At 63.5% G+C, this 2,952-nt stretch carries 2 protein-coding genes; both read right to left on the bottom strand.

The window, feature by feature from the left end; genetic code table 11:
* Positions 1-1,090: sigma-54 dependent transcriptional regulator (locus EOA33_RS30375; protein WP_145989359.1), on the bottom strand; the 1,090-nt coding region annotated here is incomplete at its 3' end.
* The coding region (locus EOA33_RS30370; protein ID WP_145989358.1) for a PAS domain-containing sensor histidine kinase at positions 1,080-2,952 on the bottom strand (1,873 nt) is incomplete at its 5' end. The genes EOA33_RS30370 and EOA33_RS30375, both read right to left, overlap by 11 nt.

Below are 2,952 nucleotides of genomic sequence, written 5' to 3'. Positions count from 1 at the left end.
GTTCGACATTGTTGCGCAACTGCCGGACATTGCCCGGCCAGTTATGCGCCTGCAGCACGGCGAGTGCGTCGTCGCCGATGCGGCGCGGCCTGATGCCGGCCTGGCGCGCGATCTGCTTCATGAAATTGTCGACCAGATAGGGAATGTCCTCGCGTCGCTCGGCCAGCCCCGGCACCATGACCGGAACCACTGCCAGGCGGTGATAGAGGTCCTCACGGAAGCGGCCGTCGGCGATCATCGCCTCCAGGTTCTGCGAGGTGGACGAGATGATGCGGACATCGACCTTGACCCGCTTGGTGCCCCCTACCCGCTCGAACTGCTGCTCGACCAGCACGCGCAGGATCTTGTTCTGCGTCTCGCGCGGCATGTCGGCCACTTCGTCGATGTAGAGGATGCCGCGATGCGCCTCTTCCAGTGCGCCGACCTTGCGCTCGGTGCCGTTCGATTCGGTGCCGAACAGTTCAATCTCCATTCGCTCGGGCGTGATGGTGGCCGCGCTCAGCGTCACGAACGGTCCGGCCTTGCGCGTCGACAGCGCATGGATGGCGCGCGCCGCCAGCTCCTTGCCGGAACCGGACGGGCCGACGATCATGATGCGGCTGTTGGTCGGCGCGACGCGTTCGATGGTCTGGCGCAACTGGCTCATCGCCGAAGACATGCCGATCAGGTCGAAGGTCTCGCCGCTGCGTTGCTTGAGGTCGGAGACCTCGCGCCTCAGCTTCGAGGTTTCGAGCGCGCGCTCGGCGATCAGGATCAGTCGGTCGGCCTTGAACGGCTTCTCGATGAAATCGTAGGCGCCGCGGCGGATGGCGGAAACCGCCGTTTCGATATTGCCGTGACCGGAGATCATCACCACCGGGAGGTTGGGATGCATCGTCTTGATCTCGTCCAGCAGCGCGAGGCCGTCCAGGCGCGAGCCCTGCAGCCAGATGTCGAGGAAGATCAGCCTCGGCGCGCGATCTGCAATTGCTGCAAGCGCGCTGTCGGCGTCGAACGCCGTGCGGGTTTCGTGACCTTCGTCGCTCAGGATGCCTGCGACGAGCTCGCGGATGTCTTCCTCGTCATCGACGATGAGAATGTCAGACGCCATTACCGACCTTTTCAGTTTCTCTTTCGTGTTCGTTCCGGCCTTCGCCGCGAGGCGGCGTGGCAACGACCGAAGCCGGCGGCAGGATGATCGAGATCATCGCGCCGCGGCCACCGTGGAAATCCGCCGGCGCATCGTTGAGTTCGAGCCGGCCGCCATGGTCCTCCACGATCTTCTTGACGATAGCGAGGCCAAGGCCAGTGCCTTTTTCGCGCGTCGTCATATAGGGCTCGAGCAACCGCTGCCTATTCTCGCGCGGCAGTCCCCTGCCATTGTCGATGACATCGATTCGGATGGCGCCATTTTGACGTCCGGCTTGAATCCGGATTGTGCCGTCCGAACGATCTTTTGCTTCAAGTCCGTCAATGGCCTCGGCGGCGTTCTTGATGACGTTGCCGAAGGCCTGCGCCATCAGCCGGCTGTCGAAGGTGCCCTTCAGTGGTTCGCTGCCGAAATCGCGCTCGAAAGCGATGTCTGAACGACTGACCTCGACCAGGAACGAGGCTTCGCGCAGCGATTCGCGCAGGTCGATGGCCTTCATCTCCGGTTTCGGCATGCGCGCGAAGGCCGAGAATTCGTCGACCATGCGGCCGATATCCTCGACCTGGCGGATGATCGTGTCGGTGCATTGGTCGAAGACCTCGCGGTCCTCGGTGATGACCTTGCCGTAGCGGCGCTTGATGCGCTCGGCCGAGAGCTGGATCGGCGTCAGCGGGTTCTTGATCTCGTGGGCGATGCGCCTGGCCACGTCGGCCCAGGCCGAAGAGCGCTGCGCCTGCACAAGGTCGGTGATGTCGTCGACCGTCACGACATAGGATTTTTCCTCCGAGCCGTCATCGCCCGCCTCGATGGTTATCTGCACGTTGAAGGTCCGCTCGGCGCCGCCTCGGTAGAAGGTCACCTGCTCGCGATAGACCGGCTTGCCCGATTTGCGGCCGATTTCGAAGACGCGGCCGACATGCGGCAGCACGGCGGACAGGTTCTGCCCGAGCGCGGCGCTGGCCGAGATCGCAAGCATGGTTTCTGCCGAGCGATTGACGATGGTGATGATGCCATAGGGATCGACGCCGATGACGCCGGCGGTGACGCCTGCCAGCACGGCTTCCGAAAAGCGCCTGCGCTCGTCGATCAAATCCTTGGCGGAGAGCAGCTCGTTGCGCTGCGATTTGAGCTCCAGGATCATGTTGTTGAAGGTGTCGCCGAGCGAGGCGACGTCGCCGTCGGAAAGTCTGACGGGCACGGCGACATCGAGATTGCCGGTCGCGACCTCGTCGGCGGCACCGATCAACTGGCGGATCGGCCGCACCAGCCGGTCGGCGACCGCTATGCCCGTCCAGATCGCCGACAGGATGACGATCAGCGTCAGCGACAGGTAAGGCAGCGCGAAGGCCACCTGTGAGGTGCGGCGGTTGTCTTGCAGGTTGCGGTATTCGTCGCTGTTGGACCGCACGATCTGCCGTGCCTTGATCACATCGGGATCGACCAGCCGGATGGTGTAGAGATAAAGACCTTCGATCTCGCGCAACTTGACGATGGCGCCCATGATGTTGCGGGTTCGCGGCTCGATCAGAACCGGCCTGCCGTCGGACGCCGTTTCCACCGCGCCCGGCGGGGGCTCCGGCATGGCGAAGTCGGCATCGGTCTTGGCGCTCATCACAAAGGAGCCGTCGGGCTTGATCAGTGCGGCATGCGCCAGCGAGCGGCCAACCGCTTCCTTGTTCATCAGATCGAGGAAACCGGTACGGTCGAGGCCATAGAGCGTGCGCGAGGCATCGAGATCATAGGCCATCGACAACGTCGTGCCCTGCAGGTTGCGGGCATTTTCCTGCACATAGGCGTCGGCGATCGACAGCGAGGAATTGACG

This window comes from Mesorhizobium sp. M4A.F.Ca.ET.050.02.1.1 (assembly GCF_003997725.1).
Taxonomy (GTDB): domain Bacteria; phylum Pseudomonadota; class Alphaproteobacteria; order Rhizobiales; family Rhizobiaceae; genus Mesorhizobium.
This window is presented reverse-complemented; position numbering and strand designations above follow the sequence as displayed.